The organism is Streptomyces venezuelae (genome assembly GCF_008642315.1).
GTDB classification, from domain to species: domain Bacteria; phylum Actinomycetota; class Actinomycetes; order Streptomycetales; family Streptomycetaceae; genus Streptomyces; species Streptomyces venezuelae_D.
Genome location: NZ_CP029192.1, coordinates 4,753,136 through 4,779,644, shown reverse-complemented (window position 1 = coordinate 4,779,644; position 26,509 = coordinate 4,753,136). Strand labels below are relative to the sequence as shown.

Genomic DNA, 26,509 nt, shown 5'->3' with positions numbered 1-26,509 from the left:
ATACGTCTACTTGGGGAGCGCGAACTCGCACCAGACGGCCTTGCCGCCGCCCGGTGTGCGGCGCGAGCCCCAGTTCGACGCGATCGTCGCGACGATGGCGATGCCGCGTCCCGCCTCATCCGCCGGTTCGGCGCGGCGGCGGCGCGGCAGGTGGTCGTCGCCGTCGGTGACCTCGATGATCAGCCTGCGGTCGGTGCGACGCAGACGCAGACGCATCGGCGGGGTGCCGTGCTGGAGGGAGTTCGCGACCAGTTCGCTGGCCGCGAGGACTCCCAGGTCGTGGAGTTCCGGGGAGAAGCGCCAGCTGGCGAGGACTCCCGTGGCGAAGGCACGCGCGCGTGGAGCGGCTTCCACGCCGCCGAGGAGTTCCAGGGCGGCGTTCCTGAACAGCTCGGCGTCGCCTCCGGCACGGGCCGGGTGCTGGAGGACCAGGACGGCCACGTCGTCGTCGTGGTCGGCCGTCACTCCCAGGGCGCGGATCAGGCGGTCGCACACCACCTGGGGTGTGCCGGTGGCGCCGGCGAGGGCGCGTTCCAGTGCGGCGACGCCTTCGTCGATGTCCTCGCTGCGGCGTTCGACGAGGCCGTCCGTGTAGAGGACGGCGGTGGAGCCGGGGCCGAGGGGGACGGAGCCCGAGGTGTGCAGCCAGCCTCCGGTGCCGAGCGGGGGCCCGGTGGGCTCCTCCGCGCGGTGGATCGTGCCGTTCTCGTCGCGCACGAGGATGGGGAGGTGTCCCGCCGATGCGTAGACGAGGCTTCCTTCGTTCGGGTCGTGCACCGCGTAGACACACGTGGCGATCTGGCTGGGGTCGATCTCGGTGGCGAGGCCGTCCAGGAGCTGCAGGACCTCGTGCGGGGGGAGGTCCAGGCGGGCGTAGGCCCGGACGGCTGTGCGGAGCTGGCCCATGACGGCGGCCGCGCGCACCCCGCGGCCCATCACGTCGCCGATGACGAGGGCGGTGCGGCCGCCGCCGAGGGTGATCACGTCGTACCAGTCGCCGCCGACCGCCGCCTCGGTGCCGCCCGGTTGGTAGGTGGCGGCGATGCGCAGGTCGTCCGGCTGCTCCAACTCCTGGGGCAGCAGGGACTTCTGGAGGGTGACGGCGGTCTCGCGCTGGGCGCGTTCGCTGGTGCGCAGGCGTTCGGCGGCCTCGGCGTGGTCGGTGACGTCCGCGGCGAACACCAGGACGCCGCTGCCCTCTTCGGGTCCCGCCGCGGAGCCGCCGAGCGGCAGCGTGACGGGGGTGCACGTGAACGTGTACGACCGGCCGGAGGCCGCCTTGCGGGACTTGACGGTGCGCGGCTTCGAGCTGCGCAGGACCTGGTCGAGCAGCGAGAGCAGGCCCAGCTCGGTCAGTTCGGGCAGGGCCACGCGCGCGGGTTCGCCGACGGGCCGGGGGCCGAAGGCGGCGGCGTACGCGTCGTTGACGTACGCGATGCGGTGGTCGGTGCCGTGCACCAGGGCGACGAGGGCCGGGATGCGGTCGAGCACCTCGCGGACGGGCAGTTCCTCGATGCCGTCGGGTCCTGTGAGGCCGACGGCGCCGCCCGGTGGGAGGGGTTCGCCCACCCCGGTGGGCCGCTCGGCGCGGGCCGCGGGGACGGAGCCGTCCCCGCGCGGTGCCGTGGAGACCGCTTGTTCGGTCCGCGCTGCTGCGCGGCGCTGCGTTCCGGGGAGCCGGGCGCTCCAGCGCGTGAAGTTCACTGCGGTAGGCCTCGTGGTGTCGCTTCTGGATCGGGAACACAGCATGTCGAGAGCGGACGTCCCTGGTGTCGGCCTGACGGCCTGCCCATGGTCACACGAACAGTCTGACCGAACGGACTGACATCCGTCAGACGCCGTCCCTGTGCGGGGAGTTCCTGACTCCGGTCAGGAGGACTCCTTCGGGCGCTCCCCACCGGCCGCGAGTTCGAACTCCGCGCGGGGGTGTTCGAGCGATCCCAGGGAGACGATCTCGCGTTTGAACAGGCCGGACAGGGTCCATTCGGAGAGCACTCGGGACTTGCGGTTGATGGTCGGCACTCTGCTCAGGTGGTAGACGCGGTGCATGAACCAGGCAGGGTAGCCCTTCAGCTTGCGTCCGTAGACGTGCGCGACACCTTTGTGCAGTCCCAGGGAGGCCACGGAGCCGACGTATTTGTGCTCGTACTCCTGGAGAGGGCGCTCGCGCAGGGTGGCGACGATGTTGTCGGCGAGGACCTTGGCCTGGCGCACCGCGTGCTGGGCGTTGGGTGCGCACTCCGTGCCCGGCTCGTCCGCGGTGACGTCGGGGACGGCGGCCGCGTCGCCCGCGCCCCACGCGTGCGGGGCGCCGTCGACGGACAGCTGTGCGGTGCACTTGAGGCGGCCGCGTTCGTTCAACGGCAGGTCGGTGGCGGCGAGCACGGGGTGCGCCTTGACGCCCGCGGTCCATACGACGGTGCGGGTGGGGTGGCGCGCGCCGTCGCTGAGGACGGCCACGCGGTCCTCGCACGATTCGAGACGGGTCTCCAGGCGTACGTCGATATTGCGCCTTCGCAGCTCGCGCACCGTGTACTTGCCCATTTCCTCGCCGACTTCGGGCAGGATGCGGCCCGTCGCCTCGACGAGGATCCACTTCATGTCCTCGGCCTTGATGTTGTGGTAGTACCGGGACGCGTAGCGCGCCATGTCCTCCAGTTCGCCGAGCGCCTCGACACCCGCGTAACCGCCGCCCACGAAGACGAAGGTCAGGGCGGCGTCGCGGATCGCGGGGTCGCGCGTGGAGGAGGCGATGTCCATCTGTTCGATGACGTGGTTGCGCAGGCCGATGGCCTCTTCGACGGTCTTGAAGCCGATGGCGTACTCGGCGAGTCCGGGCACCGGGAGGGTGCGGGCGATGGATCCGGGGGCCATGACGAGTTCGTCGTACGCGATCTGGACGGATCCGGTGCCCTCTTCCTCGGTGGCGAGGGTGGTGAAGGTCGCGGTGCGCTTGGCGTGATCGACCGATTCGACCTCGCCGATGACGATGCGGCATTGGTCGAGGGTGCGGCGGAGCGGCACGACGACGTGGCGCGGCGAAATGGATCCCGCGGCGGCTTCGGGCAGGAACGGTTGATACGTCATATAAGGATCGGGGGCGATCACGACGATCTCGACCTCACCCCGCTTGAGCTCGCGTTTCAGCTTTCGCTGGAGTCTCAGCGCGGTGTACATGCCGACGTAGCCACCGCCGACGACGAGAATGCGTACACAGTCCGGGGGCACGGGGGTCGTCCCCCGGGAGATCGCAGCCTTCACCATCCCATGACGCACCCGGCTTCGGCGTTTGTCCACAGGCCCGGCAATTTGTGTGACCGGGAGCGGTGCGCGGGAGTACCCCGGATTTCTCCTGTCGGGTGTGCCAGGTGTGCAGGTCAGCGGGGGCGAAGAGAGCGGAGAAGAGGGGTGGGGGAAGGCCGGAAAGGGCGCATACTCCGATCGGGGGGCACGCCGTGCGGAACCCGCCTCTTCTGAATTGACCCCCGCTCAACTATGTTCGTGTGACGTCGGGGTGTCGGGGGATGCGCTCGTCGGGCCGGTTTTCCGGCTCGTGGAAGGGCTCGCTCCTCACACTTCGGTAGTCAATGGCGGGGAGTGTCTCCGGGGGGAGACGTCATTACCGGGGGAACGCGTATGCACATTCAGGAGACTCACTGGACTTCCGCTGCCGTGTCGGCATCAGCCGTCGGCCCGGTCGGGAACGGACGCGACATGGGGGAAGGAGCGCGCACGACACCGCTGCGTGTCGACGCACAGCGCAATCTCGAACATGTACTGAGGGCGGCGCGCGAAGTCTTCGGCGAGCTGGGTTACGGCGCGCCGATGGAAGACGTGGCGCGCCGCGCGCGGGTCGGGGTCGGCACGGTCTACCGCCGCTTCCCGAGCAAGGACGTGCTGGTCAGGCGGATAGCCGAGGAGGAGACCTCCCGGCTGACCGACCAGGCGCGTGCGGCGCTCGGGCAGGAGGACGAGCCGTGGTCGGCGCTGTCGCGCTTCCTGCGGACGTCCGTGGCATCGGGTGCGGGCCGGCTGCTGCCGCCGCAGGTGCTGCGGGTGAGCGTCGAGGACGGCGCCGAGGAGGACGAGGTGCGGGTGCCGCAGCAGCGGCAGCCGGCCACGGACTCCCCCGACCTGCGTCTCGTCGAACAGCGCCAGGCGCCCATCGAGGAGTCGGCCTCCCTGGGTGACGACACGGGAGCGGCGACGCTCCTCGACGTCGTCGGCCGTCTCGTGGAGCGGGCCCGTGAGGCGGGCGAGCTGCGGGCGGACGTGACGGTGTCCGACGTCCTGCTGGTGATCGCCACGGCGGCGCCCTCGCTGCCGGACGCGGCACAGCAGGCGGCGGCCTCGTCGCGGCTTCTCGACATCCTGCTGGAGGGTCTGCGGTCGCGGCCCGCGTAACCGTTCGGATCGTCGCCGCTCGGCTCCGGGGCGGTTGTGCACGGCGCCCAGGCGGCGGAAGGTTCAACTCCACGGTGCGCGAAGGACGTTGAACCTTCCCCGAATGGGTGAACGGTAGTGCTCGATTGCGGGAAGTCGCCCCGGACGGGTGGTTGAACGTCTTCCCTCTCGGCCGTGGCACGACCGTGTGGCACGCTTTCCCGGTGGTCGGGTCTGAGTGTGCAACCGGGGGCGTTCCGCGATGAGTGTTGACGGTCGGGACGAGGCGTCCCAGGACGGTCCCGACAGCGGTGCGGGAGGTCCCGTCAGCGCCGCCGACGCGGGTGGCCCGAGCGTGCCTCCGCAGCGCGAGGGCGGCGCGGGTGCCTCGGTTCCGGGAGGCGCCGAGACACCGGTTCCCGACGCCGACCTGATCGCGCGGATGCGCTCGGGCGACGACTCGGCGTACGAGGAGCTGTACCGCCGCCACGCCGAGGCCGTGCGGCGCTACGCCCGCACCTGCTGCCGTGACGCCCACACCGCCGACGACCTCACCGCCGAGGTGTTCGCCCGCATGCTGCAGGCGGTGCGCGGCGGCAGCGGGCCCGAGCACGCCGTGCGCGCCTATCTGCTCACCACCGTGCGCCGGGTCGCCGCCGGCTGGACGAAGTCGGCGAAGCGCGAGCATCTGGTCGACGACTTCGCGGTGTTCGCCGCGCAGGCCGCGCGGGGCACCGAGGTCTCCGACGACGCCACCCTGGATCTGGGCGCGGACGTCCGCGCGATGCACGAGGCCGAGCAGTCGATGGCCATGCAGGCCTTCCGGAGCCTGCCGGAGCGCTGGCAGGCCGTGCTGTGGCACACGGAGGTCGAGGACGAGTCGCCCAGCGACGTCGCCACGCTCTTCGGCCTCGACGCGAACGGCACGCGTGTGCTCGCGAGCCGCGCCCGCGAGGGACTCAAACAGGCCTACCTCCAGGCGCACGTCAGCGCCACGCTCACCGAGAGCGAGGAGTGCGCGCGCTACGCCGACCGGCTCGGGGCCTACGCGCGCGGCGGTCTGCGCACCCGCGCCGAGCGTGGCCTGCGCAAGCACCTGGAGGAGTGCGCGAAGTGCCGGCTCGCCGCCGGGCAGATCAAGGACGTCGCGAGCGGGATTCCCGCGGTCGTGCCGATCGCCGTCATCGGCTGGTTCGGTGCCGCCGGGTACGCGAAGGTGGCCGCGCTCGTCGGCGGCGGCACCGTCGGAGCGGGTGCCGCGGGGGCCGCGGGCGCGGCCGCGGCAGGCGGGTCGACGGGCGGGTCCGCGGCGGGTGGTGCCGCCGCGTCCGAGGGGCTCGGCGCGCCCGCGAAGGCCGGTATCGCGGCGGGCGTCGTCGTGGCGGCCGGGGTCGCGGCGGCGATCGCCCTCACCGGAGGGGGCGGCAAGCCGAAGGCGGACCCGCCGCCGGCCAAGGAACCCGTGGTCTCCGAGTCGGTCGTGCCGCGGAAGCCGCCGCCCGAGAAGCCGGAGGCCAAGCCGAAGCCGCCGCCGCCCGCCCCGAAACCGACCCCGAAGCCCACTCCCACCCCCACGCCGAAGCCGAAGCCTCCCGCCGAGGAGAAGCCGCGGCCGAAGCCCACGCCGCCGCCCGCCCCGAAGCCGAAACCGACCCCTCCGAAGCCGAAGCCGACCCCGAAGCCGCCGCCCCCGCCGCCGCCTGCCCCCAGGGTCTACCAGTGGAACGAGCTGAAGTACGGCGTCACCGGCGACGGCACGAAGCCCGAGATGCGGCTCACCGAGAGCAGCTGGGTGTGGCAGCGCTGGGGCCTGTCGGTCGGCGACAAGCGGTACTCCCACGGCGTGACCGTGCACGGCCGGTCCTCCGTCACCATCGACCTCAACCGCAGCTGCTCGACGTACGACGCGGTCGTCGGTGTCGACGACATGACGATGGGCCTCGGCAAGGTGCGCTTCTCCGTGTACGGGGACGGGGCTCGGTTGTGGCAGTCCCCGCTGGTCAAGGGCGGTGACCCGGCGGTGCCGGTGCATGTGGACCTGAGTGGGCGCAGGACGGTCAGGCTCGTCGTCGAACCCCATACGCCGTTCGACACGACGGCGCTCGCGGACTGGGCGCAGTCACGCATGACCTGCCGCTAGGGCCTGTGTCGGAAGTCCCGTCGTCCGCCCGCGGGGCAGGCGGGACTTCCGACACGGGCCCTAGGTGCTCGCGTCTCCGACGGCCCCTACCGCGAGCTCCAGCTCCGCGAGCACCTCGTCCGTCGTCAGCGCGCCGCCCGCGGCACGCTCCCGCTCGTACGCGGCCGGGCCGAGCGCCGTCAGGGCCGCGCGTTCCACGCGGTCCGCCTGCGCGTCCTCCGGGTGGGGCCGCACGTTGCCGTTGCGCAGGGTGGTGCCGGCGGCGAGGACGCGGGCCGCGCGCGTGTGCTCGCCGAGGTCGCTCAGCAGCGCCGCGGAGCCGTCCACCAGCGACGCGACGATCACCTCGGAGCACCGGGTCTCCACCGCTTCGCGCACAGCGCCGGTGATGATGGGCAGTCCCGTGGCGGGACCGGACTCGGCCGCGACGACACGGGACTCCATGGCGCTCAGGGCGACGCTGAACTGCGGGGGCGGCGTGCCGTACTCGGACTCGGCCCGCGATGCCTCGCACAGCGCGCGGGCCGTGTCGATGTCCCCCTCGTCCAGGGCGATCAGCGCCCCGAGGAGCCGTACGAAGGCGCGTGAGTCCGTCACCCCGTACCGATCGGCCTCCCGGCGTGCCTCGTCGAGCACCTTCGTCGCCACGTCCCGGTCGCCCTCGCGGTAGGCGACCTCGGCGAGCCGGGCGAGCAGGAACGAGGACTCGGCGAACGCCCCCACTTCATAGGCGAGGCGCAGCGCTTCCTCGTACTCGACGCGGGCCTCTTCGTGGTTGCTGCGGGCCATGGCCGCCTCGCCCGCCGCACTGCACACCTGGGCGCGCATCCAGCGGTCGCCGACCCGGCGGCTCAGCTCCCGCAGCTCCGCCAGGTCCTCGTCGACGCCGGAGAGGTTGCCCGGCATGTCGACGGCCATGTGCGTGCGGAACATGAGGATGACGCCGAGGTCCCAGTCCTCGCCGTGGCGACGGCAGTTCTCGACCGTCCGGTTCAGCGGGACCAGCGCGTCCTCGTGGGTACCGCCGGTGAAGAAGATGGTGAACGGCCAGAGCAGCCCGGGGAAGCGCGCGGTCTCGGGCAGGGGCTGCGAGAAGGCGGCGCGCAGCCCCTCCACGAGCGCCGAGTCGGTCCACTCCTCGTGGTGGGCCGGCGAGTCCGCGGGCCTGGACTCCGCGACCAGGCACAGGTGCAGCAGCTTGAGCCGCATCCACGGCCAGTAGAGGGGGTCGTCCTCGGCGGGGAGGCCGGGCGGCGCGAGTTCCAGCACGCGGGCCATCCAGTCGGCGCCCTCCCTGCGGTAGTTGCGCAGCCACCAGAACCATCCCGTGTTCAGCGCCATGTCGATGGCGCCCGCCGCGTCACCGGCCTCGGCGGTGCGCTGCAGTGCGGCCCGGATGTTGTCGAGGTCCGTCTCCAGGCGGCTGATCCACGGGAGTTGCTCCGCGGAGCGGAGCAGGGGCTCGGCGCGGGCGACGAGTTCCCGGAAGTACCCCGCGTGGCGGGCCTCCGCCGCGGCGAGCAGGTCGGGGGTCTCGGTGGCGCGCTCGGTCGCGTACTCGTGGATGGTCTCCAGGAGGCGGTAGCGCATGCCGCCGCCGGGGCTCGCGGAGGGGACGGCGACCACCAGGGACTTGTCGACGAGTGCGCCGATGAGGTCGGTGGCGGGCGCGGTGCACACGGCCTCCGCGGCGGGGAGGTCCCAGCTGCCCGCGAAGACGGACGCCTCGCGCAGCACGGCCCGCTCGGCCTCGTCGAGGAGCTCCCACGACCAGTCGACGACGGCCCGCAGGGTCTGCTGGCGGGGCAGGGCCGTGCGGCTTCCGCTGGTCAGGAGACGGAAGCGGTCGTCGAGGCGGTCGGCGATCTGGCGCGGGGTGAGCAGCCGCAGGCGGGCGGCGGCCAGTTCGATGGCGAGCGGCAGTCCGTCGAGACGGCGGCAGATCTCGGCGACGGCCTCGGCGTCCGCCTCCGGGTCGAAGCCGGGCCGCACCGCGACGGCCCGCTCGGTGAACAGGCGGTGTGCCGGGTCGGGCGGGAGCGGCTCCACGGGGCGGACCGCTTCGCCCGGCACGCCCAGGGGTTCGCGGCTGGTGGCGAGGATGGTGAGACCCGGGCAGTGCGTGAGGAGGGTCTCGGCGAGCTCGGCGGCGGCGCCGATCACGTGTTCGCAGTTGTCAAGGAGCAGGAGCAGGCTGCGCGGTGCGCAGTACTCGACGAGCAGGGCGACCGGGTCGTCCTGCGAGGTGGTCAGTTCGCTGGTCATCAGGACGGTCTCGCGCAGGTCGAGCGCGCTGACGACAGCGCCGGGCACCGCCTCGGGGTGGTCGAGCGGGGCGAGCTCGGCCAGCCATGCCTGCGGATGCCCGGCGGCGGCTTCCTCGGCGAGGCGGGTCTTGCCGGAGCCGCCCGGTCCGGTGAGGGTGACGAGGCGGGCTCCTAGCAAGTCTGAACGGATGGCGTCGAGTTCGGGTTCCCGGCCGACGAACGAGGTCAGGCGGGTGCGGATGTTGCCGTTCGGGTCGGTGCGTCCCGCCCGCTGGGGTTGCGGCTGCTGTTGGTCCAGCGGCGGTCGATGTGCCGGCTCTGCTTGGGCCTGCTGCTGACTGTGGTCGGCGTGCCGGGGTCCCTGACTCGCGTACGTCTGCCCCTGACTCGGGTGTGACTGTCCCTGATTCGCGTACGTCTGTCCCTGACTCGCCTGCCGTTGCCCCCGACTCGCGTCCTGCCGTCCGTGGCTCGCCTGCCGCTGTCCCCGACTCGCCGGTTCCTGCCGGGGCAGGTCCGGGCCCGCGAGCAATGCGGCGTGCAGCGCGCGCAGTTCCGGGCCCGGGTCGGTGCCGAGGCCGTCGGCGAGGGCGCGGCGGGCTTCTTCGTAGGCGGCGAGGGCGTCGGCTCCGCGGCCGGAGTCGCGCAGGGCGCGGATGAGCAGGGCGCGCAGTGCCTCGTCGTACGGCTGGGAGGAGGTCAGCTCGCGCAGTTCCGGTACGACGTCGGGGGCGCGGCCGAGGGCGAGGTCCGCCTCGATGCGGGTACGGACGGCCTCCGCGCGCTGTGCCTCGGGGCGCGCCGCGGCGGCGCGGTCGGACAGGTCGGCGAGGGCGGGGCCGCGCCACAGGGCGAGCGCGTCGCGCAGGGTGCGGGCGGCGAGGGCCGGGTCGCCGCCGTCCAGGGCCGCCCTTCCCTCGCGCGCGAGGCGCTCGAAGCGGTACAGGTCGACGTCGTCGGGGGGCACGGCCAGGCGGTAGCCGCCGGGTGCGGACACGACGGCGTCCTTGCCGATGGCCCGGCGCAGGCGGCCCACCAGGGCCTGGAGCGCGGCGGGGGCGTCGGCCGGCGGCTCTCCCGCCCAGACCTCTTCGATGAGCGCGCCGACGGTCGCCGTGCGGTTCGCCTGGAGCGCGAGGGCGGCGAGCAGGGCACGCAGCCGCTGGCCCCCTACGGACAGAGGGGCGCCTTGGTCGTCGTACGCCTCGGTGGCGCCCAGGATTCGGTACCGCACCTCGTCATTCTCCCCGCCCGGGTGCACGAGGGCGCGTGCTTTCTTTCGAGGCGCGCGTCGCCGGGCCCGTCAGCGCCCCGCTCCTAGGGCTCCCCTTTGCGGAACCACACTCCCCGTGGGAACAGCTCGTTGCCGTGCTGGAGTCCCCGTCCAGCACGTTCCTCTTCGCGACAGGAGTCGCCGCAGCCACAGCTCGGTGGAGACCAGGTCGGCCAGGCCGTCCAGCGGGAGCGGTTCCCCTTCGGCGGCCGAGCGCAGGGCCTTGCGGACCACGCGGGCCTCGACCAGGCCTGCCTGGGCGAGCAGCGGGGTGTCGAAGAGGGCGATGAGGTCGTCGACCGCCATGCGCAGCCCGGTGCGGGCGGCCGCCGCGTTCGAGGCGTGGGAGGGGGCGCCCCAGCCGGAGGGCAGTTCGGCGACCCCGGCGCCTTCGAGGACGGTGCGCAGGATCGAGGCCCGCGCCCCGGGTTGTACGCGCAGGGCTTCGGGGAGCGCCCGGCAGGCGCGGACGACCTGGTTGTCCAGGAAGGGCGCGTGCAGGCGCTGGAAGCGCACCTCGGCCGCCTGTTCCAGGACGCGCAGGTCCGCGGCGTGCCGGGCGAGGGCCGCCCGCGCGCGGAACTCGCCGGGCCGCTGTCCCGGCCCGCCGGGACGCATGGTGGTGTCATGCAGGCGAACCGATACTTCAGCGAGGGCCTCGCCGGTCAGCCAGCGTGCGGCGGGGCCGGGCCTGGCCCACGCGAGGGCGGCGAGTGACGCGCCCACGGCTCCGCCGGGTTCGTCGAAGCGGCGCTGCAACAGGCGCTCGGCGAGCGAGTCGACGCCCGCGCGGTGCGGCATGCGGGCGAGCTTGCGGGCGGCGCCGTACACGCGCGCGGGGACCAGCACCGAGCCGTCGGCCTTCGCAAGCGCCGCCACGGGGCGCACCATGTGGCGTCGTTTGCGGTCCATCAGGAGGTCGGCGAGGCGGGCCGGGTGGGCGTCTAGGACCTGCCGGGCGCCGTAGCCGGTGAAGTGGTCGGCGCTGCCCGACGAGAGCCGGGCGCGGTGGCGTTGGGCGGCCACCAGGACGGCGCTCGGCTCGTCCGTGAGGGGTCCGTCCAGGTCGGCGTAGGGCAGCGCGTCCTCGCCCGCCGCGACGACCACGTGGTGCAGGCGCGGGTTGGCGGCGATGGCGCCGGCCCGCTCCAGTTCGGCCTCCCTGCCGTTGACGACCAGGTCGTTGAAGGTGACGGCGAGCAGCCGCTCCCCCGCTCCGGTGCCGTGGCCGAGCACCGTGCCGGGCATCCCGGGCAGTCCGGCCGCGAGGAGGGCGAGGGTTCCCGAGGCGGGTCCTCCGGAGAGGTCGGCTCCGATGCCGGGCACCGGCATGCCGCGGGCCGCGCGCCGTTCGGCGGGGCCCATGCCGGGCACCGGGCCGGGGTCCATGTCGGTGCCGGGTACGTGGCGGGGGGCGGTGAGGCGGGCGCGTACCGCGTCGACGAGGGCCTCGCGGACGCCGTCGACCGCGCTGTCGGGGTCGGTGGGGGCCGCGGCGACGGCCAGCGAGGCCACCGGTTCGTACCCGGCGATCTCCCGTGCGCCCGCGCGCAGGATCAGCGCGTGCCCCGGGGGCACGCGCCGCACGCCCTGGTACGGAGTGGAGTCGTGCAGGGCCTCGGGTACGTCGGGGGCGGCGAGCAGCGCCGCGAGGTGGCCGATGTCCAGGTGGGCCTCGATGAGGTCGGCGAGCGGCAGGGCTGCGGTTCCGTAGGCCGTGCCGTCGGCCCAGGGGGTGTAGAAGACGGGGCGGGCGCCCGCGAGGTCGCCGGCGACCATGACGCGGCGGCCGACCTGGACGACCGCCGTGTAGCTGCCGGACCATGCGGTCAGGTGGCGCAGGGCGCCGCCGCGTGCGGCGAGGAGGCCGACCCTGAGTTCCTCGTCGGAGGCTCCGCAGGTGCCGAGGACGGCGATGCGGGTCTGCTCGTCGGCCGTCACTGTCCGTACTTCGTCGGCCCGCCAGTCGCCGACCGCCCAGAGCGGATCCGGGTCGCCCCACAGGAGTTGGGAACCCACGGGATGGACGGTCCGGCCGTCCTCACCGGTGGCCCCGGCCGAGCCCACCGTCGAGGATCTCGCGGCGGTACTGCTCCACCCCACCAACCACCGCATCGCTGCCTCCACAGGCTGTGGACGGGCCGTCGGCGAAGCGCCGCCGGGCACGGCCGACCAGTACACCGAAGAACTGGGGTCCCATGCTGCCACGAAGGAGGCGTGCGGGAAGGGCTACGGGACGGCTTGCGCCCCCTGGAATGCGCCCCAGGTGAGCGGTAGTTGAGGGCAGAACGGTGCCCTGCTTCTTGGTGAGACTTCCGGGGAGCGCCCGGGTGCTCGTGCGGGGCCCGCGCACAGGGGGTGTGCGGGCTTGTGCGCTCGGCACGTTCAGCCGTCACAGGCGCACGCCTGCGCCGCACCCGGGAGCAGGCGTACGCCGTACCCGAACGCACGCGCACACCGCGCTCGGACACATGCGCACACCGCCGTCATGGGCGTTATGCCGGATTCTGTACACGGGTGGTTTTCGGCCAAATCGGCCTGGCGCGGCCCCGGAAGGGAACCGTTCGAAGGCAACACACAGCCCGGGAGGCGGTGTTCGCCTCCCGGACCGGTCCGCCGCCCGCGGGGATGGAGGCGGCGGTGTCCCCCAGCCCACTGACTCCAGCGCAGCGGGCCGACCCACGCATCGCCAATGGAAGTCCTCCCGCCATGGCCGGAGAAGAGCGCACGCACGGGCGCACGGCCACACGACGGGAGCACGCATCGCCGCCGAGGCACCTACGTACGGACAACAATCTCGCCATCCGGAACTGGGGCTCTTAACGCTTGGGATGCGGCGAACTACGCTGTGTGTGCTGTTGTTTTCGCGGAGGCATATACCTGGAGGATCGGCCAAACGCGCTTGCGGCCGACTTTCCGGCCACCGCCCCCGGGGAACACGGCACGAATGCCGTGTGCGGTCCAGCCGCTGCCCGGCAGCCGTCTGTGTCGAGGGGTGGCGCATGTCCAGGGAGCAACGCGGGCCGAACGAAAAGCTCGGCACCGTTCTCGCCCTCGCGGGAATCAGCAATGCGGGACTCGCGCGCCGGGTCAACGACCTCGGCGCCCAACGCGGGTTGACGCTCCGTTACGACAAGACGTCGGTGGCCCGATGGGTGTCCAAGGGCATGGTGCCGCAGGGCGCCGCCCCGCACCTGATCGCGGCGGCCATCGGGCAGAAGCTCGGCCGCCCGGTGCCGCTGCACGAGATCGGCCTCGCGGACGCCGACCCCGCTCCGGAGGTGGGCCTCGCCTTCCCGCGCGACGTGGGGGCGGCGGTGAAGTCCGCGACCGAGCTGTACCGCCTCGATCTGGCGGGCCGGCGAGCGGGCGGCGGCGGGATCTGGCAGTCCCTGGCCGGCTCCTTCGCCGTCAGTGCCTACGCGACGCCCGCCTCACGCTGGCTGATAACCCCAGCGGACAGCTCCGTCGCGCGTGACGTCACGCGCGAGGTGCCCCGCGACCCCGTGCACGCCGACGACGGCGGCGCGCCGATGAAGGTCGGCCACAGCGACGTACTGAAGCTGCGGGAGGCGGCCGAGGACGCGCGCCGCTGGGACTCCAAGTACGGCGGCGGCGACTGGCGCTCCTCGATGGTCCCCGAGTGTCTGCGGGTGGAGGCGGCGCCGCTGCTGCTCGGCTCGTACTCCGACGAGGTCGGACGTGCCCTCTTCGGAGCCTCCGCCGAGCTGACGCGCCTGGCCGGCTGGATGGCCTTCGACACGGGCCAGCAGGAGGCCGCCCAGCGCTACTACATCCAGGCGCTGCGGCTCGCGCGCGCGGCGGCGGACGTCCCCCTCGGGGGGTACGTATTGGCGTCCATGTCCCTCCAGGCGACCTACCGCGGCTTCGGGGACGAGGGAGTCGACCTCGCGCAGGCCGCGCTGGAACGGAACAGGGGTCTTGCGACCGCGCGCACGATGAGCTTCTTCCGCCTCGTCGAGGCACGGGCACACGCGCGTGCCAACGACGCGCAGGCCGCGGGGGCGGCGCTGCGGGCCGCCGAGGGCTGGCTGGAGCGGGCCCGTGACGGTGACAACGACCCGTCGTGGCTCGGCTTCTACTCCTACGACCGCTTCGCCGCCGACGCCGCCGAGTGCTACCGCGACCTGAAGGCGCCGCGGCAGGTGCGGCGCTTCACGGAGCAGGCGCTGTCCCGCCCCACGGAGGAGTTCGTGCGCTCGCACGGCCTGCGGCTCGTGGTGTCGGCCGTCGCCGAGCTGGAGTCCGGGAACCTCGACGCGGCGTGCGAGCAGGGGACGCGTGCCCTTGAGGTCGCCGGGCGGATCTCGTCCGCGCGGACCACGGAGTACGTGAAGGATCTGCTGCACCGGCTGGAGCCGTACGGGGACGAGCCGCGGGTGGTCGAGCTGCGGGAGCGGGCGCGGCCTCTGCTGATGGCTCCGGCGTAGTCCCTGCGCCGACCTGGTACCCGGTCGCGCTCGCGCCGGTCACGGCCGCCCGGTCGTGGGTGAACCCTTGGGTGGGCGTCGGTTACGGGGCGGCAAGGATCCGGCGTCCGAGGTTTGGCGGCGTTGTCAGTGGCGCAGGGCAGTATCTGTGGTGGGAGGTGAGGCGCGGTGAAGAAGGTCGCGTACGACTGCGACATGCTGGTGATCGGCGGCGGGATCGTCGGGCTCGCGACGGCGTATGCCCTCACGCGCACCACTCCCGGCACGCGGGTCACGGTTCTGGAGAAGGAGGCGGGCCCCGCCCGGCACCAGACGGGCCGCAACAGCGGCGTGATCCACAGCGGGATCTACTACCGCCCGGGCTCCCTCAAGGCGCGGTACGCGGTCCGTGGCGCCGCCGAGATGGTCAAGTTCTGCGCGGAGTACGGCGTCGCGCACGAGGTCACCGGCAAGCTCATCGTCGCCACGGAGCGGGACGAGCTGCCGCGGCTGCACGCGCTGGTCCAGCGCGGCAGGGAGAACGGCATTCCGGTGCGCGAGCTGGGGCCCGCGCAGATCACCGAGTACGAACCGGAGGTCCGCGGACTCGCCGCGATCCACGTCGGCACGACCGGGACGTGTGACTACGGCACGGTGGCCGCGCGCCTGGCCGAGGCGTCCGGGGCGGAGATCCGGTACGGCGTCCGGGGCGAGGTCGTCCGGATCGACCGCCGCGCCGACCGGGGCGTCGCCGTCCTCACCGCCGACGGGGCCGTCGTGCGCGGCAAGGTCCTCGTGAACTGCGCGGGGCTGCACTGCGACGGGATCGCGCGGCTCACCGGGGACGACCCCGAGATGCGGATCGTGCCGTTCCGGGGGGAGTACTTCGAGCTGGCCAGGCCCGAGCTGGTGCGGGGCCTCGTCTATCCCGTGCCCGATCCGGCGTTCCCCTTCCTCGGCGTCCACCTCACGCGGGGCATCGACGGCGGCGTCCACGTGGGGCCGAACGCGGTGCCGGCGCTGGCGCGGGAGGGGTACGGGTGGTCGGTCGTCCGGCCCCGTGAGCTCGCCGGGACGATCGGGTGGCCCGGGTCCTGGCACATGGCGCGGCGGCACTGGCGGTACGGGGCGGGGGAGCTGCGGCGGTCCGCGTCCAAGTCCGCGTTCACCGAGGCGGTGCGGAGGTTGTTGCCCGCCGTGCGGGCCGATGATCTCGTGGCTGCGCCTGCGGGGGTGCGGGCGCAGGCGGTGCTTCGGGACGGGACGTTGGTCGACGACTTCCTCATACGGGAGGGGGCGCGGGCGGTGCACGTTCTGAACGCGCCCTCGCCGGCCGCGACGGCGTCTCTGCCGATCGGCAGGGAGGTTGCCCGGCGGGCGGTTTCCGCGTTGCGGGATGCGGAGGGGAACTGAGGGCCTGTTCCGTCCCGGGTGCGGGTCCGTGTGGGCTGGTCGCGCAGTTTCCCGCGCCCCTAGGTAGTCCGCCTCGCGCCCGCCGTTCAGTCCCGTACCCCTCAGCGAGGCCCGCCACCGGCCCCGTTCCCGGGTGCGGGTCCGTCTCGGCTGGTCGCGCGGTTCACCGCGCCCCTAGGTCGTCCACCTCACGCCCCCCGCCCCGCGGCTCAGCGCGTAAAATTGGGGCACTGTGTCTGACTCATCTCGTAACGCCGATGCTCCCGACGGTCGTCCCGGCCGGACCGACGCCTCTGAACCGCCGCGCGGTGGGGGGCGGGTCACGGCGGCTCCTCGGTTTCCCGGGGGCCCCTCGCCCGATCCCGCGGGGTCGCACCACGAGCGGCGGATCCGTAGTTTCCAGCCCCGGCGGAGCCGGGTGACCACCAGCCAGGGGGACGCCCTGCGGCGGCTGTGGCCCACGTGGGGGCTGGACATCGACGGGCTCCGCACCCTCGACCTCGCCGAGCTGTTCGGCGACGAGCAGGGGCCGCGCCCCGACCTGCCCGTCGTCCTGGAGATCGGTTTCGGCATGGGTGAGGCCACCGCCCAGATGGCCGCCGCCGACCCGGACACCGGCATCCTCGCCGTCGACGTGCACACCCCGGGCCAGGGCAACCTCCTCGGCCTCGCCGAGCGCGCCGGCCTCGACAACGTCCGCGTCGCCAACGGGGACGCGATCATTCTGCTGCGGGAGATGCTGCCGGCCGAGTGTCTTGCCGGGCTGCGCGTCTACTTTCCCGACCCCTGGCCCAAGGCCCGCCACCACAAGCGGCGCCTCATCCAGCCCGAGTTCCTCAACCTCGCCGCGCCCTCCCTCAAGCCCGGCGCGCTGCTGCACTGCGCGACCGACTGGGAGCCGTACGCCGAGCAGATGCTCGAGGTGCTCACCGAGCACCCCGACTTCGAGAACACGCAGGCCGACGGCGGATACGCGCCGCGCCCCGACTTCCGCCCCCGCACCCGCTTCGAGGGCCAGGGCCTGGACAAGGGCCACGTCGTCCACGACCTGCTGTTCCGACGCGTCGCCCCCGCCACGGCGACCGCCCAGGACTGAGGCACCGTCGCGGCCACCCCCAACCCTCGTTAGGGTCGACCCCGTGGCCACCGGTTCTTCGTATCCGATACCCCCCGAGGCACCCGCCCCGAGGGAGCTCCTCCGTGTCCGCTGGTGGCAGCGGCGCGCGATACGCGTCGCCGCGCTCGTCACCCTGCTCACCCTGTCGGGCCTGGTGATCCTCGCCCTGGTGAGGGAGCAGACCGGCACCGAGGGCTTCCTCGTCGGGCTCGGCCTCGCGACCGTCCCCGTACCGCTCCTCGTCGCCGCGTTCCGCTGGCTGGACCGCGTGGCACCGGGCCCGTGGCGGAACCTCCTCTTCTCCTTCTCCTGGGGCGCCTGCGCGGCCGCGCTCGTCGCGATCGTGGCGAACAGCTTCGCGATCCGCTGGATAGCGACCGCCACCGCCGACCCCGGCAGCGCGGACAACATCGGCGCGACCGTCATAGCCCCGATCGTCGAGGAGAGCGCGAAGGCCGCCGCCGTGCTCCTCGTCTTCCTCTTCCGCAGACGCGACTTCACCGGGATCGTCGACGGCGTCGTCATAGCGGGGGTGACCGCGACCGGGTTCGCGTTCACCGAGAACATCCTCTACCTGGGCAACGCCTTCGTCACCGACCAGCTCAGCCGCGAGAGCGGCCTCGCCTCCGTGACCGCCGCGACCTTCTTCGTGCGCGTCGTCATGTCGCCGTTCGCGCACCCCCTCTTCACCGTCCTGACCGGCATCGGCTTCGGGATCGCCGCGCTCTCGGCCGAGCGGCAGATGGTGCGCCGCGTGCTGCTCCCGCTCACCGGGCTGCTCCTCGCGATGGGCATGCACGCCCTGTGGAACGGCTCCGCGGTCTTCGGGCAGTTCGGGTTCTTCACCGTGTACGCCCTCTTCATGCTCCCGGCGTTCGGCCTGCTGACCTGGCTGGCCATCTGGACCCGCCAGCGCGAGCTGCGCACGATCCGCGAGGTGCTGCCCGTGTACGCGGCGGCGGGCTGGCTCACACCGCCCGAACCGTTCGCGCTGGGCTCGATGCGCGCCCGCTCACTGGCCCGCGACTACGCCGCGTACACCTGGGGAAAGCCCGCGGCCCGCACGGTCGCGGAGTACCAGATGTACGCGACGTCCCTCGCGTTCCTGCGCCACCGCGGCCGCCGCGGACGGGCCGGTGCCGACTTCGTCGTACGCGAGCGGGAGCTCCTCGAGAAGCTGTGGGAGCGCCGCGAACCGGCCCGCCCCGCCCTCGCCTACGCGGCACAGGCGACGGCGCCGGTCATGCCCCCGATGCCGTACGGGATGTACGGGGCGCCCGGGGCACCAGGGGTGCACGGCTGGCCCCCGCAGCCCCACCCGGCCTACGGCTACCCGGCCACGTACAACCCCTACCGCCCCTAGGGCCGCCCCGACGCCTCTTACGCCGACGCCGCGTTCAGCGCCGCGAGCTCCGCCTCCGTCAGCTCCAGCTCCCCCACCGCGAGGAGCGCGGGCAGCTGCTCCACCGTCCGCGCGGAAGCGATCGGCGCCGCCACGGTGGGCTGCGCCGCGAGCCAGGCGAGGGCCACGGTCGGGACCTGCGCGTCATGCGCCTGGGCGATCTCGTCGAGGGCGGCGAGGACACGGTCGCCCCGCTCCGTCCCCACGTACGCCTCGACCCGCGAGCTGCGCGCGCCCTCGACGGGCGCGCCCGCCCGGTACTTGCCGGTGAGGTAGCCCGCCGCGAGCCCGAAGTAGGGGACGGCCGCAAGCCCGGAGCGCGAGGCGACTTCCTGGAGGGGGCCCTCGTAGGTGTCGCGGGAGACGAGGTTGTAGTGCGGTTGCAGCGCCACGTACCGCGCGAGGCCCTCGCGGTCGGAGAGGTCGAGGGACTCCTGGAGCCGCTCGGGGGAGATGTTGGAGGCGGCGATGGCGCGCACCTTGCCGGCCCGCACCAGCTCGTCGAGCGCGCCGATGATCTCCTCCACGGGCACCGACGTGTCGTCGAAGTGGGTGTAGTAGAGGTCGATGTAGTCCGTGCCGAGGCGCTGCAGGGAGGCGTCGGCGGCGCCCTTGATGGTGGCGGCGGACAGGCCCTTGTAGTCGGGGTGGGCGCCGACCTTCGTGGCCACGAGGACGTCGGAGCGGTTGCCTCGCTCGGCGAGCCACTCGCCGATGAGGGTCTCGGACTCGCCGCCCTTGTTGCCCTCGATCCAGGCCGTGTACGCGTCGGCGGTGTCGATGAAGTTGCCGCCTGCCGCGGTGTAGGCGTCGAGGACGGCGAAGGACGCCGCCCGGTCCGCGGTCCAGCCGAAGACGTTGCCGCCGAGGGAGAGCGGGAAGACCTCGAGGTCGGAGGAGCCGAGTGGGCGAAGAGAAGTCATACGCTCCTCAACGCCCCCATCGGAAACGGAATTCCGTGCAGGCCCCATTCATCCGTGCAGGCGCCATTCAATCGGCGGCCGGGGCCCGCGCGGAAGCACGATCAGGGGTTGAGGCCCTTGCCCTGCAGCCAGCCGAGCGGGTCGATGCCCGTGCCGTCCGGCGTGTGGACCTCCATGTGGAGGTGCGGTCCGGTGACGTTGCCGGTCGCGCCGACGCGGCCGATGACGTCGCCCGTGGAGACCTTCTGGCCGGCGCTGACGTTGAGCGACGACTGGTGGCAGTACCAGATCTCCGTGCCGTCCTCGAGTTCGAGGACCGTGCGGTAGCCGTACGCGCCCGCCCAGCCGGCCTCCTTGACGGTGCCGGTGTGCACGGCCTTCAGCGGGGTGCCCGTGGGCGCCGCGAAGTCGAGGCCGGTGTGGTGGCCGGAGGACCACATGGAGCCGGCGTCGCCGAAGTGCGAGGTGAGGGTGTACGAGGAGGTGGGAATGGTGTAGCTCTTGGCGAGCTTGGCCAGGCGCGCGGCCTCGGCCTTCGCCTTCCGGGCCTCCTCCTCCTTCTTCTTCTTGGCGGCGGCCTTGGCGTCGGCCTCCTTCTCGGCGGCCCGCTGCTGTGCGGCGGCCTCCTCGGCGGCCTTCTTGACGGCGGCGTCCTCGGCCGCGGTCCGCACGGCGGTGTCCGCCTGGTTCTGCTGGTTCTCGGCCTGCTGCATGATGCGGGCGCGCAGGGCCTCACCCGCGTCGGTGGTGCCCTGCTCCGCGTCGGCGGTGCTGACGCCCGCGGCGGTGAGGGGGGCCGAGGCGGCGACGACGGTGTCGGTGGGATCGTCGTCGGACATCAACGAGCCGACGCCCGGCAGGGACTTGGCCTCGGGCAGCGAGTCGGCGACCGCGCCCAGGTCGGGCATCGATATGGAGACCGGCGGCTTGCCGTCCTGCGCGGTGGCGATGCCGCCCGCGCCGACGGCGGCGATGACGCCCACGCCGAGGACGGTGGAGCTGCGGGCGAGCCCGCCGCCACCCTTCTTGTGCACACGGTGCCTGCCGCGGACGGGACGGACGGACTCCTCGGTGGGGTTCCACTCTTCGAAGGAGCCCTCGTCGTACGAACCGAAGTCGTCGTCATTCGGAACGTACACGGCTTGGGGGGCAGGCCGGTTGGACGCCACTGGGGCGCACTCCTTTCCTTCCTTCTCGCCTACCGGGTTAGCTGACGGGTTCGGAGCAGGAAGGTCTCCTACGAACACCTGGCACGGATGCACAGATGCCCGATTCACCCCATGTTCGTGGTTCCCCGGCTCCCTTGCGGGATTAGGCGCGTGCGCACGGAGCCGCCTCTAGTGACGGCTGGGACGACCGCGCTGCGTTATCGAACGTTAATAGACAGCGGGTCGGTATTCCAAGCCGTTCCGGTTGATCGTTAACGCTCATCGGCCGTACGTACCGGGACACGAAGGGGCCTAACGGGGCGAGTTGACCCCTCCTCCCTAAACACCGGAACTTCACATTCCCTTGACAGAGCGTCAGTTGTTATGCGGAGCGGTGCACTTCAGTCACCGGTCGTGACGTCGGGGCCATCCGCCTCGACATCCGGGTCCCCGGCGGCCGGACGCCGCACCGCGAGCAGCGCCATGTCGTCCGTCATGCCGCCCCCGGTGTGCCGCCGCACCTCCCCCGCGAGCGCGGCGAGAAGCGCGTGCGGGCCGCCGCGCCCCGGGAAGATCCGCCCGCCGAGCCGGGCCGCGGGGTCGTAGAACTCCCCCGCCGCGTCCCGCGCCTCGGAGAGACCGTCCGTGTAGAAGAGCAGCAGCCCGCCGGGCGGCAGCTCCGTCTCGTCCGCGCGGTCCGGCCAGGCCCCGAGGTCTCCCATGCCGAGCGGCAGCGCGGGTTCGCTCGCCGACAGGACGCAGAGCCGCCCGTCGCCGCGCAGCAGCAGCGGCGGCGGATGCCCGCGGTTCACGAGGCGTACAGAGCCCTCGCCGTGCCGGATCTCGGCGAGGACCGCGGTGGTGAACCCCTCGAACGCGTCGAGCCCGTCGCGCCGGGTGCCCTCGCGGGCGAGCGCACGCTCCAGGCGCTGCGCGACCGCCTCCAGGGTCGCCTCCTGCTCGGCGGCCTCCCGGAACGCGCCGATGACGACGGCGACGGCGGCGACCGCGCCCATTCCCTTGCCGCGCACGTCGCCGACGATGAGGCGTACGCCGTGCGGGGTGTCCTGCACCGCGTACAGATCGCCCCCGATGAACGCGTCGGCCTGCGCGGCCTCGTACCGCGCCGCGAAGTCGAGCCCGCCGATCCGCGGGTCCGGTTCGGGCAGCACGGCGCGCTGGGTGGCCTCGGAGATGGAGCGGGCGATGGCGAGCCGGTCGTTGCTGCGGCGCACGACGCGGTTGATGACGATCGCGAGCCCGGCGACGGTCACCACGGTGACCACTTCGGTGACGGCCTCGACCTGGCTGTTGATGGTGCTGCCGTAGTGCAGGAAGAGGACGGCGGCCGTGGCGGCGATGCCGGTCAGGACGGTGTTGAGCCGCGAGTAGAAGGGGGCGGCGATGAGGGGGGCCGCGGTGAAGAGGGGCGCCGCGGTGAACTCCGAGGGGGTCGCCGCGTCGTACACGACACCGATGACGAGCAGCAGGAGCGGCAGGGAGCGGACGAACGCCCGCTCGGGCCCGGTGGCCCCCCTGGCTCCTCTGGTCCCCCTGTCGTCGGGTCCTCCTCGCTGCCCCACCGCTTGTCTCCCGCCGACTCCGCGCCCATCACCGCGCTGCATTCAGGGTTCCCGCAGCGGCGGGAGGGTGCGAGTTGGTGTGGGCCGACCGGGTTACGGCAGGGGGTCGAGACGGCCGGGAAAACACCTGAGGCCGGGAAGCTGATGCTTCCCGGCCTCAGGCCTTCAGTAGCGGGGACAGGATTTGAACCTGCGACCTCTGGGTTATGAGCCCAGCGAGCTACCGAGCTGCTCCACCCCGCGTCGGTGAACACAACAGTACGCCATCCGGAGGGGTGCGTCGAACCACTTACGCGCCATCGGCGTGCGTGAGGGTCTCCCAGGCCACGAAGAGGTCGTCCGTGCCCTCGGGCCGCCGCTCCCGCGTGTACCTCTCGGTCTGCGGCATCTGCAGCCCGAGCCGTCCCCGCAGATGGCTCAGGCCGACCTCCGTGTCGGGCCCCATGTCCCGCTGCACCCTGCCGCCGCACAGCCAGGCCGGCGCCGCCGCACCCAGCTGGTACTTGGAGTGGAACTCGAAGGCCGCCCGCAGCCGGTCCCGCACCTCTGCGTACAGATCGACGCCCTGGTGCCGGGCGGTCTCCGCCATGTGCGAGGTGGCGGCGAGCGAGTAGCTCGCGTGCTTGAAGTTGCGGCAGGTCTCCTGCGAGAGCCCGTCGGCGTACGTGCCCTGCCCGAACCAGTACTTCTTCAGCTCGGCGGCGGTGTCGATGGTGCTGCCCGCCGGGGCGACGGGCAGCTTCCCGTCGGACTCCAGGTAGAAGTACGCGGGCACGCGCGTCCTGAAGTGCTGTACAGCCTTCTCGAACGTGGCGTGGTCGTCGAGGAAGACGGCCATGCTCATGGTGGCGTCGGCCATGACCAGGTCCCAGTTGCCGTTGCGCTCGGCGGCGCCGTCGCGGACCTGGGGCAGGTAGGCGTTGCGCAGCATCCGTTCGAAGCGCAGGAGCTGTCCGTCGGGCCAGCCGTCGTACGTGTAGCGCACGGCTTCCGCGGCACGCGCCCAGGACGAGGCGGCCCAGGCGGTCTGCAGCCCGGCGTTGTCCTCGGTGTGCCGGGTGATCACCTTCGCCCAGGCGTCCATGATCTGCACGGCCTTCTCCGCGTGGGCGCGCTCGCCGGTGACGTTCCAGAGCAGGGCGTGCGTGTACGCGGCCAGCGCGTCCTCACGCTCCTCCACGCACCCCCGCCCGGGCCGCGTGTCGGGCGGGCACTCCACGACGGCGTACGGCCTCGCGGTGTAGTCGTCGGCCGCGTACTTGCTCTTTCGCATCTGCTCGTACGCCGCGAACCAGGGCTCCTCCCGCCCCCGCACCCGGGCCCGCGCCCGCTCCAGCTGCTCCTTGCCGACGAGCACACCGGGGTGCGTGAACGCGAGGTCGAGGGGTCGCGCGGCGGCGGTCCGCGTACCGCCCTCACCTGAACCACCGCCGCCGCAGCCCGCGGCGAGGACGAGGAGAAGCGGTGCCACGAGCAGTACGAGAACGTGCTGTCGTCGCCTACGGGCCACTGCTGCCATTGCCGAACCTCCCGCCGCGCCGCCGACCTCCGGGCGGCCACCGGCAGTTCAGCGTCACCCGCGCCCCGCGGCCGCGCACGGCAGGGCTGGGCCGTTCGGGCGACGGAACGCCGAAGGGCCCCCTGAGGGGCCCTGGAGGAGCGCGGCGCGGGCGGGGGGTCAGGCCGCCGTGGTCAGGTCGGTGCCGGTCCGGGTGAGGTCGTCCTGCCGCGCCTTTGGTGCGGGGCTCTTGGTGTCGCGGATGAGGACGACGGCCAGGGCCGCCGCGGCCAGGACGCCTGCCGCGCCTGCCCAGAAGCTGGCGGACATCGCCTGGGTGAAGGCCTCGCGGGCGGTCGTGGCGAGGGTGCCGTCGTGCGTGGCGGCGGCCAGGGCCAGGGCGTCCGAGACGGAGTGGCCGGCCTCGGCGGGGGCGGAGTCGGGCATCGCGTCGGTGTAGGTGCGGGAGAGGACGGTGCCGAGGACGGCGACACCGAGGGCCGCACCGGCCTGCTGGACCGTGTCGTTGAGGGCGGACCCGACCCCGGCGTGCTCGGCCGGCACCGCGCTCATCAGGGCGGCGGTCGCCGCGGGCATCGCCAGGCCGCCGCCGATGCCGATCAGGACCATCGCCGCGGCGAGCATCGCGAAACCGGCGTCCGAGGGCAGGGAGGCGAGGGCGCCGAAGCCGGCGGCGATGACGGCCAGGCCGGCCGCGGTCATCGGGCGGTTGCCGATCTTGTTGCCGAGCGTGGCGCCGATGCCGTTGAAGACGAGCGTGGCGACGGCCATCGGGGCGAAGGCGAGGCCGGTCCTGGCGGGCGAGTAGCCGAGCACGAACTGGAGGTACTGGGTGAGGACGAGCATCAGCCCGCCGTTGGCGAAGGTCAGCAGGACGAGGGAGAAGCTGGCGCCGCTGAAGACGCGGCTGCGGAAGAGCGAGAGCGGGACCATCGGCGCGTCCGTGCGGATCTCCCAGCAGGCGAAGGCCGCCAGTGCGAGGACCGCGACGGCGAGCGACAGCTGCGTACTCGGGTCGCCCGGGCCCGACTCGGCGGACTCGATGATCGTCCAGACCAGCGCGGTCATGCCGACGACGGAGAGGACCATGCCGAGCGGGTCGGCCTTGCGGGCCGGGCCCTTGGACTCGGGCATCAGGACGAGCGCGGCGACGATGGCGAGGCCGGCGATCGGAACGTTCATCAGGAACACCGCGCCCCACCAGAAGTGGGCGATGAGGACGCCGCCCAGGACGGGCCCGCCGACCAGGCCGACCACCGCGACCGCGCTCCAGGCGCCGATCGCCTTGCGCCGCTCCTCGTCGTCGAAGACGGTGATGAGGATCGACAGCGTGCTCGGCATGATCAGGGCGCCGCCGATGCCCATCAACACCCGTCCCGCGATGAGCTGTTCGGGATTCTGGGCGACGGTGGCCAGGAGCGACGCCGCGCCGAAGAGCGCGAGCCCCACGATCATCACGCGCCGCCGTCCGAACCGGTCGGAGAGGCTGCCCGCGGTGAGCAGCAGCCCGGCGAAGACCAGGATGTACGACTCGATGATCCACTGGATGTCCTGCGCGTCCGCGCCGAGGTCCTCGGCGATCGGCGGGACCGAGACGGTCAGGACCATGTTGTCCACGACCAGGACGAGGGTGCTCAGGCAGAGCACGATCAGGATCAGCCAGCGGCGCGGGTTACGGCGCTCTTCCATCGAGGTCTCCCCCAGAACGTGGGCGGCGGGACGTGGGCACATCCGTCGAATGCGAGAAGCTCCGTCGCGTTGCGCACGACGTGCTCTTCTTGCGAACACTGTACGCACTGCGCACGGTGTGCGCAACGGGCGAACAGTGAACCCGCAACGCCCCCTCACAAGTGACACCCGCGCCAACGCCCGGCCGATTCGAGACGCGACCGCGTCGCTGTGGCTGGCCCCCGGCCGCCGCGGGCAGGATGGTCGGTGGCGCACAGACGCCGGCTTCCCCAGACCCCGGAGGCGACCGTTGCCACCCGACGCCCGGGCGTGCACGAACGCGCCCGCCCGCCGCCCCGCGACGAACATCATCTCCAGGCACATCCGCGACGCCAGCGCCGCCTTTTCACCGCGCAGTCGTAGCAGTCGTACGTGCGATCAGGAGGTACACCCATGGCACAGGTGGCAACCGAGGACGAACAGGGCGCGCAGCGCAGGATCGGTTCGGCGGTGCGCAGCGACAGCGTGCTGACCGGTGGCGGCCTGGCGATGTGGCGCGAGTACCGGACCGGACCGTGGACGTTGTCCGCGGCGGAGCTCTCCCGGGACCTGGACGTCCTCAAGGTGCCGCACACGATCGTGGTCGCGTTCCGCCCGCCGCGGGGCCGCGACGGGGCTCCGCGCAAGGGCCAGGAGGTCCGCGTCCCCTTCCCGGACCTGACCGGACTGGTCCGCTGGATGCCGCAGCTCCGGCAGCAGATCGACGAGATCCCCGACGCGCACTTCGGCTTCCCCTTCCCCTACTGCGAGGCACGCCCCACCGGCATGGTGATGAAACTCCTGCCGTCCCTCGCCGCGGAGTGGCCCACCTGGACGACCGAACAGGCCGCGGCGATGGGGCTCCTGTGCGCCCGGTGCGGATTCGACCTGCGCACCTGCGGCGTCGAGCAGCGCCTGGCCTACAACATCGGCGGCGAACCGGGACAGCCACGCCTGGAGTGCGGCCCGTGCTGCGGCGACGGCCGGTCCCTGACCCGGCACACCGCGAAGAGATCCGTCCCACGGCACGACGAAGCCCCCGGCCTGCCTGTGGCTGACCGGGGGCTTCACCCGTAGACCGTGTGGGACTCGAACCCACAACCAATGGATTAAAAGTCCACTGCTCTGCCAATTGAGCTAACGGTCCGCGTCGGTGCACCCCCGAGCATAGCGGGACGGGCCTCGACATCCGATCGGGTATCGC

General features: G+C 72.8%; 17 protein-coding genes, 2 tRNA genes and 1 riboswitch. Of the genes, 7 read left to right on the top strand and 12 right to left on the bottom strand.

Translation table 11 applies throughout. From position 1 onward, the window contains the following. Nucleotides 1-6: 6 nt before the first annotated feature. Nucleotides 7-1,704 carry a SpoIIE family protein phosphatase gene (locus DEJ48_RS20830; RefSeq protein WP_150217636.1) on the bottom strand — a complete coding sequence of 566 codons (1,698 nt, stop codon included), beginning with the start codon at nucleotides 1,702-1,704 and terminating at the stop codon, nucleotides 7-9. A gap of 165 nt (nucleotides 1,705-1,869) precedes the next feature. After that, the gene (locus tag DEJ48_RS20825) at nucleotides 1,870-3,264 is read right to left on the bottom strand and encodes an NAD(P)/FAD-dependent oxidoreductase (protein ID WP_150217635.1); all 1,395 of its coding nucleotides are present in this window, start codon (nucleotides 3,262-3,264) and stop codon (nucleotides 1,870-1,872) included. A 372-nt stretch (nucleotides 3,265-3,636) separates the two neighbouring features. Between DEJ48_RS20825 and DEJ48_RS20820 the strand changes: the two genes are divergently transcribed. Together DEJ48_RS20820 and DEJ48_RS20815 are read left to right on the top strand one after the other, a co-directional pair. Further along, the gene (locus DEJ48_RS20820) at nucleotides 3,637-4,404 is read left to right on the top strand and encodes a TetR/AcrR family transcriptional regulator (protein ID WP_150217634.1); all 768 of its coding nucleotides are present in this window, start codon (nucleotides 3,637-3,639) and stop codon (nucleotides 4,402-4,404) included. A 241-nt stretch (nucleotides 4,405-4,645) separates the two neighbouring features. Continuing rightward, nucleotides 4,646-6,523 carry a sigma-70 family RNA polymerase sigma factor gene (locus tag DEJ48_RS20815; RefSeq protein WP_150217633.1) on the top strand — a complete coding sequence of 626 codons (1,878 nt, stop codon included), beginning with the start codon at nucleotides 4,646-4,648 and terminating at the stop codon, nucleotides 6,521-6,523. Between the two features lie 60 nt (nucleotides 6,524-6,583). On the opposite strand, the gene DEJ48_RS20810 is transcribed toward DEJ48_RS20815, so the two are convergent. From DEJ48_RS20810 to DEJ48_RS39765, 3 genes are all read right to left on the bottom strand, one after another. After that, nucleotides 6,584-10,024, bottom strand: coding sequence for an AfsR/SARP family transcriptional regulator (locus DEJ48_RS20810; RefSeq protein ID WP_150217632.1), 3,441 nt, complete (start codon nucleotides 10,022-10,024; stop codon nucleotides 6,584-6,586). A 69-nt stretch (nucleotides 10,025-10,093) separates the two neighbouring features. After that, nucleotides 10,094-12,178 (bottom strand): asparagine synthase-related protein, encoded by a 2,085-nt coding sequence (locus DEJ48_RS20805; protein ID WP_150217631.1) that lies wholly within the window; start codon nucleotides 12,176-12,178, stop codon nucleotides 10,094-10,096. Then, nucleotides 12,105-12,263: a hypothetical protein gene (locus tag DEJ48_RS39765; protein ID WP_190538124.1), complete on the bottom strand. Its 159-nt coding sequence runs from the start codon at nucleotides 12,261-12,263 to the stop codon at nucleotides 12,105-12,107. Before DEJ48_RS39765 ends, DEJ48_RS20805 begins: the two co-directional genes overlap by 74 nt. A gap of 802 nt (nucleotides 12,264-13,065) precedes the next feature. On the opposite strand from DEJ48_RS39765, the gene DEJ48_RS20800 reads away from it, so the two are divergent. The 4 genes from DEJ48_RS20800 (at nucleotide 13,066) to DEJ48_RS20785 (ending at nucleotide 18,386) form a co-directional block, all read left to right on the top strand. Beyond that, complete coding sequence (locus tag DEJ48_RS20800; RefSeq protein ID WP_150217630.1) at nucleotides 13,066-14,514, top strand: MFS transporter; 1,449 nt, start codon at nucleotides 13,066-13,068, stop codon at nucleotides 14,512-14,514. Nucleotides 14,515-14,709: 195 nt separating this feature from the next. Further along, a complete protein-coding gene (gene lhgO, locus DEJ48_RS20795) occupies nucleotides 14,710-15,906 on the top strand; it encodes an L-2-hydroxyglutarate oxidase (protein WP_150221283.1) in 1,197 nt (398 codons plus the stop codon). Nucleotides 15,907-16,138: 232 nt separating this feature from the next. Next, nucleotides 16,139-17,002: a tRNA (guanosine(46)-N7)-methyltransferase TrmB gene (gene trmB, locus DEJ48_RS20790; protein WP_150217629.1), complete on the top strand. Its 864-nt coding sequence runs from the start codon at nucleotides 16,139-16,141 to the stop codon at nucleotides 17,000-17,002. A gap of 43 nt (nucleotides 17,003-17,045) precedes the next feature. Beyond that, nucleotides 17,046-18,386, top strand: coding sequence for a PrsW family intramembrane metalloprotease (locus DEJ48_RS20785; protein WP_150217628.1), 1,341 nt, complete (start codon nucleotides 17,046-17,048; stop codon nucleotides 18,384-18,386). Between the two features lie 17 nt (nucleotides 18,387-18,403). Here the strand turns inward: DEJ48_RS20785 and DEJ48_RS20780 are convergent, their stop codons facing one another. The 6 genes from DEJ48_RS20780 to DEJ48_RS20755 form a co-directional block, all read right to left on the bottom strand. Further along, nucleotides 18,404-19,348: an aldo/keto reductase gene (locus DEJ48_RS20780; protein ID WP_150217627.1), complete on the bottom strand. Its 945-nt coding sequence runs from the start codon at nucleotides 19,346-19,348 to the stop codon at nucleotides 18,404-18,406. Nucleotides 19,349-19,449: 101 nt separating this feature from the next. After that, on the bottom strand, nucleotides 19,450-20,517 hold the full coding sequence (locus DEJ48_RS20775) for a M23 family metallopeptidase (protein ID WP_150217626.1): 1,068 nt from the start codon (nucleotides 20,515-20,517) through the stop codon (nucleotides 19,450-19,452). Nucleotides 20,518-20,528: 11 nt separating this feature from the next. Next, nucleotides 20,529-20,676, bottom strand: a riboswitch (cyclic di-AMP (ydaO/yuaA leader). 221 nt (nucleotides 20,677-20,897) lie between these two features. After that, nucleotides 20,898-22,121 carry a PP2C family protein-serine/threonine phosphatase gene (locus tag DEJ48_RS20770; RefSeq protein WP_150217625.1) on the bottom strand — a complete coding sequence of 408 codons (1,224 nt, stop codon included), beginning with the start codon at nucleotides 22,119-22,121 and terminating at the stop codon, nucleotides 20,898-20,900. A 127-nt stretch (nucleotides 22,122-22,248) separates the two neighbouring features. Beyond that, a tRNA-Met gene (locus tag DEJ48_RS20765) sits at nucleotides 22,249-22,322 on the bottom strand. 46 nt (nucleotides 22,323-22,368) lie between these two features. Continuing rightward, on the bottom strand, nucleotides 22,369-23,589 hold the full coding sequence (locus DEJ48_RS20760; RefSeq protein WP_411757544.1) for an alginate lyase family protein: 1,221 nt from the start codon (nucleotides 23,587-23,589) through the stop codon (nucleotides 22,369-22,371). 168 nt (nucleotides 23,590-23,757) lie between these two features. Beyond that, nucleotides 23,758-25,287, bottom strand: coding sequence for an MFS transporter (locus DEJ48_RS20755; RefSeq protein ID WP_150217623.1), 1,530 nt, complete (start codon nucleotides 25,285-25,287; stop codon nucleotides 23,758-23,760). A 432-nt stretch (nucleotides 25,288-25,719) separates the two neighbouring features. Between DEJ48_RS20755 and DEJ48_RS20750 the strand changes: the two genes are divergently transcribed. Beyond that, nucleotides 25,720-26,382, top strand: coding sequence for a hypothetical protein (locus DEJ48_RS20750; RefSeq protein ID WP_150217622.1), 663 nt, complete (start codon nucleotides 25,720-25,722; stop codon nucleotides 26,380-26,382). On the opposite strand, the gene DEJ48_RS20745 is transcribed toward DEJ48_RS20750, so the two are convergent. Next, nucleotides 26,380-26,452 (bottom strand) — tRNA-Lys (locus tag DEJ48_RS20745). The genes DEJ48_RS20750 and DEJ48_RS20745 overlap by 3 nt on opposite strands. Nucleotides 26,453-26,509 lie beyond the last annotated feature (57 nt).

Bases quoted from the DNA above. Each gene is read 5' to 3' on its own strand.
- DEJ48_RS20800 (WP_150217630.1), top strand. From the start codon at position 13,066: ATGTCCAGGGAGCAACGCGGGCCGAACGAAAAGCTCGGCACCGTTCTC.
- DEJ48_RS39765 (WP_190538124.1), bottom strand. From the start codon at position 12,263: ATGGGACCCCAGTTCTTCGGTGTACTGGTCGGCCGTGCCCGGCGGCGC.
- lhgO (WP_150221283.1), top strand. From the start codon at position 14,710: ATGCTGGTGATCGGCGGCGGGATCGTCGGGCTCGCGACGGCGTATGCC.
- DEJ48_RS20825 (WP_150217635.1), bottom strand. From the start codon at position 3,264: ATGGTGAAGGCTGCGATCTCCCGGGGGACGACCCCCGTGCCCCCGGAC.
- DEJ48_RS20820 (WP_150217634.1), top strand. From the start codon at position 3,637: ATGCACATTCAGGAGACTCACTGGACTTCCGCTGCCGTGTCGGCATCA.
- DEJ48_RS20755 (WP_150217623.1), bottom strand. From the start codon at position 25,287: ATGGAAGAGCGCCGTAACCCGCGCCGCTGGCTGATCCTGATCGTGCTC.
- DEJ48_RS20805 (WP_150217631.1), bottom strand. From the start codon at position 12,178: ATGCGGTGGTTGGTGGGGTGGAGCAGTACCGCCGCGAGATCCTCGACG.
- DEJ48_RS20770 (WP_150217625.1), bottom strand. From the start codon at position 22,121: ATGCAGCGCGGTGATGGGCGCGGAGTCGGCGGGAGACAAGCGGTGGGG.
- DEJ48_RS20815 (WP_150217633.1), top strand. From the start codon at position 4,646: ATGAGTGTTGACGGTCGGGACGAGGCGTCCCAGGACGGTCCCGACAGC.
- DEJ48_RS20780 (WP_150217627.1), bottom strand. From the start codon at position 19,348: ATGACTTCTCTTCGCCCACTCGGCTCCTCCGACCTCGAGGTCTTCCCG.
- DEJ48_RS20750 (WP_150217622.1), top strand. From the start codon at position 25,720: ATGGCACAGGTGGCAACCGAGGACGAACAGGGCGCGCAGCGCAGGATC.